We start from the raw sequence: 3765 nt of genomic DNA on the forward strand, positions 1-3765 counted from the left end.
GTACGAAAATGGCCCCTTCACGTCGTCCGGAGGGGCCATTTTCGTACTCTCGCGGACTCGAACGCCGCAGCCATTGCGATATGGTTCGTCCAACCCGAGCACGCCCAGGCCAGGAGGCTCCATGACCGAGAACCCCGCACCGCTGCTGATCGACCTCGAACTTCCGGCCGCGAACGGCGGAAGCGCCGGACTCCGCGCGGTGCTCGGGGTGCCTGCCGGATCCGGTCCCTGGCCCGGTGTGGTGCTCGTGCACGAGGCCTTCGGCATCAGCGACGTGATGCGCCGCCAGGTCGAGAGGCTCGCAGCGGCCGGCTACCTCGCACTCATGCCCGACCTCTTCACGGAGGGCGGCGCCCGCAAATGCCTCGTCGCGACCTTCCGCGCACTGACCGCCGGCGAGGGGCGCGCCTTCATCGACATCGAGAACGCGCGACAGGCGCTGATCGCCCGGCCGGACTGCACCCGTGAGGTGGGTGTGCTCGGCTTCTGCATGGGGGGCGGCTTCGCGCTCGCGGCCGCGACGCGCGGGTTCGCCGCGGCATCCGTCAACTACGGCCGGTTGCCGAAGGACCTCGAGGCCGCACTCGAGGGCGCCTGCCCGATCGTGGGCAGCTACGGCGGCAGGGACCGCTCGCTCGTCGGCGCGGCCGCCCGGCTCGAGGGCGCGCTCGAGACTGCCGGCGTGCCGCACGACGTCAAGGAATACCCGACGGCCGGGCACTCCTTCCTCAACGATGCTGACACGGGACCCGCCGCCGTGCGCTTCCTCACGCAGCGTATCCTCGGCGCCGGCCCCGACCCGGAGGCCGCCGCCGACGCCTGGACCCGGATCGAGGCATTCTTCGCCGAGCACCTCGCCCCCGCCGCGGACCCCGCCCCCGCAGACTGACCGGGCCCGCGCAGACTGACCGGGCTCAGCGGGTCGACGTGAGGGCGGGTTCCGCCGGGGTGACACCGGATGCCGCGAGCAGTTTCATGAATTCGCGCATCCAGCTGGGGTGGTCCGGCCACGCCCTGCCGGAGACGAGGTTGCCGTCGACGACGCCCGCGCCGTTCTCGAACACGCCTCCGCCGAGTTCGACGTCGATCTGCAGGGCCGGGTACGCGGAACTCGTGCGGCCGTGGAGCACCCCGGCGGCGGCGAGCAGCATCGGACCGTGGCAGAGCGCGGCCACGGGAGCGTTCCGCTCGAAGAAATGCCGCACGATCCGCTTCGCGTCTTCGTCGTTGCGGATGTACTCCGGGGCTCGCCCGCCGGGGACGACGATCGCCGCGTAGTCGGCCGGGTCGACGTCCTTGAACGCCACGTCGGCGTCCCAGGTGTGGCCGAGCTTCTCGGTATAGGTGTCGAACCCGTCGACGAAGTCGTGCACGACGAACTGGAGCTTCCTCTTCTCCGGCGCGCCGATATGCACCTCGAAGCCCTCCTCGAGCAGCCGCTGGTAGGGGTAGAACACCTCGAGGGTCTCGGCGGCGTCGCCGGTGAGAATGAGGATCTTGGTCATGACGTTCCTCTCTGAACGATGTTGAACTCAGTGCACGGATAGTGCCTGAACGCCTTCAGTGTTCCCCCGACCGGCGAGCCGGGCAAGTGCCGCCGGGCGCAAAACAGAAGGCGGAGACAGGCCATGCCCGTATGCATCGGCGCGGACGTGCGCGGACCAGCGCGGACAGACGCGGAGCAGTGCGGACCGGAACGGACCGGCTCAGATGAACATCAACACGACGCCGAGGACCGCCGAAACGAGCCCGGTGCCGAGCAGGATCAACCCGGTCAGGCGCAGGGCCTTGCCCTCCGATTCCGGGGCGTGCGTCACCCCGCGGGATGCGTCACGGGAGTGGTACCAGACCGGCACGTCGTCGCCGGGGGCGAGCCGGTGGCTCTCGTGCGTGTTCGCGGCTCTTTCGTGCACGTCCCCTGAGCGGTCGAACCAGCGGATGACCGTGTGCGATCCCGAGGAGGCGATCACGCCATCCGTCGCGACCCACCCGCCCTTGACTCCGCGGATGGCGAGCCCGAGGACATACAGGACGGCGCCGACGACGAAGCCGACGAGGGTCAGGACCTCGCTGATGAGCCCGACGAGGTCGTGCGTGTCCATTCGCCCCCCGCTCGTCTCGTGCCCGTTCGTCAGGTGCCCAGTCGCCCTGTGACCACGATCGTATCGTGCCGCGGCGGGGCGCCGGGAGAGTTGCCGATGCCCCTGAACCGGGGGGCAGCGGATAGAGTCGATAGATGACCACGGTCGAAAAACCCGTCCCCGTCCACAAAGACCGCAGCTTCTTCGGGCAGCCACGGGCCCTCGCTAATATCTTCGGCGTGGAAATGTGGGAGCGGTTCTCCTTCTACGGGATGCAGGGCATCCTGCTCCTGTACTTGTACTACTCCGCCGCCGAGGGCGGCCTGGGGATCGAGCAGGCGACGGCCGCGGGCATCGTCGGCGCCTACGGCGGAGGGGTCTATCTCTCGACGATCCTGGGCGCCTGGATCGCCGACCGGGTGCTCGGTAGCGAGAAGGTGCTGTTCTACAGCGCCATCGTGATCATGCTCGGGCACGTCGCCCTCGCCCTCGTGCCCGGCATCGCAGGTGTGACCGCCGGCCTGCTCCTGATCGCGGTCGGCAGCGGCGGCCTGAAGGCCAACGCGACGAGCGTCGTCGGTTCGCTGTACACAAGGGACGACCCCCGCCTCGACGCCGGCTTCTCCCTCTTCTACCTCGGGATCAACCTCGGCGCGTTCTTCGGCCCGATCCTGACCGGGCTTCTGCAGACCACGGCCGGCTTCCACTTCGGCTTCGGCCTCGCGGCCGTCGGCATGGCGATCGGGCTCACCCAGTACTCCTTCGGACGCAGAAGCCTTCCCGAGATCGTGCACCAGGTGCCGAACCCGCTCCCGTGCTCGCGCTGGACCCCCTACCTCGTCGGTGCGGTCGCCGCGGTGGTGCTCGTCGTCGTGCTCGTGCTTGTCGGCGTGATCACGGCGGACGGCCTCGTCACCCTCGTGATCGCCCTGACGATCATCGCGACCATCAGCTACTTCGTCGTCATCCTGCGCAACCGCCAGATCAGCATCGTCGAACGCAAGCGGGTCTACGCCTTCATCCCGCTCTTCCTTGCGAGCGCCGTGTTCTGGTCGCTCTCCCAGCAGCAGTTCACCGTCGTCACGATCTACACGGACGAGCGTCTCGACCGGCACCTGTTCGGCTGGGAGATCCCGGTGTCGTGGATCCAGTCCTTCAACCCGGTGTTCATCATCCTGCTCTCCGGCGTCTTCGCCGCCCTCTGGACCCGCTGGGGCAGCCGCCAGCCATCGACTCCGGTCAAGTTCGCGCTCGGCACCGCGGTGATGGGCGTCGCCTTCCTCGGCTTCCTGCCGTTCGTGGGCGGCGGGGCCAACTCCACGCCGATGCTCGCGATGATCGGCATCCTCTTCGTGCTCACGGTCGCCGAGCTCCTGATCGGGCCGGTCGGCCTCGCGCTCACCACGAAGCTCGCGCCCGCGCCGTTCCGCACCCAGATGGTCGCCCTGTTCTTCCTGTCGATCGCACTCGGCACGGCCGTCTCCGGCTGGCTCGCCCAGTGGTACACCGAGGTCCCCGAGACGCTCTACTTCAGTGTGATCGGCGGCGTCGCGATCCTGTTCGGTATCGGCCTCGCGGTCTTCGCCCGGCCCGTACTCCGCCTTATGGGCGGCGTGCGCTAGCGAGGTTCCTGCCCGGCTGCCGCGGTCACCGTCGCGCCGGTTTCGGCGGCCCGCTGCCGGAA

Annotated in this window: 4 protein-coding genes; 2 read left to right on the plus strand and 2 right to left on the minus strand. The window is 69.0% G+C overall.

Features of this window, described 5'->3' with window-relative positions; genetic code table 11:
* Positions 1-121: 121 nt before the first annotated feature.
* Entirely contained in the window at positions 122-889 is a 768-nt protein-coding gene (locus QN350_RS19260; RefSeq protein ID WP_323517143.1) for a dienelactone hydrolase family protein, read from the plus strand.
* A 25-nt stretch (positions 890-914) separates the two neighbouring features.
* On the opposite strand, the gene QN350_RS19265 is transcribed toward QN350_RS19260, so the two are convergent.
* The gene (locus QN350_RS19265) at positions 915-1505 is read right to left on the minus strand and encodes a DJ-1/PfpI family protein (protein WP_322138377.1); all 591 of its coding nucleotides are present in this window, start codon (positions 1503-1505) and stop codon (positions 915-917) included.
* Between the two features lie 201 nt (positions 1506-1706).
* The gene (locus QN350_RS19270; RefSeq protein WP_281533454.1) at positions 1707-2102 is read right to left on the minus strand and encodes a sortase; all 396 of its coding nucleotides are present in this window, start codon (positions 2100-2102) and stop codon (positions 1707-1709) included.
* 134 nt (positions 2103-2236) lie between these two features.
* On the opposite strand from QN350_RS19270, the gene QN350_RS19275 reads away from it, so the two are divergent.
* Positions 2237-3703, plus strand: a complete 1467-nt coding sequence (locus QN350_RS19275; RefSeq protein WP_323517144.1) for a peptide MFS transporter — start codon at positions 2237-2239, stop codon at positions 3701-3703.
* Positions 3704-3765: the final 62 nt, after the last annotated feature.

Origin of the sequence: Cryobacterium sp. 10I5 (genome assembly GCF_035019865.1) — a bacterium.
GTDB classification, from domain to species: domain Bacteria; phylum Actinomycetota; class Actinomycetes; order Actinomycetales; family Microbacteriaceae; genus Cryobacterium; species Cryobacterium breve_A.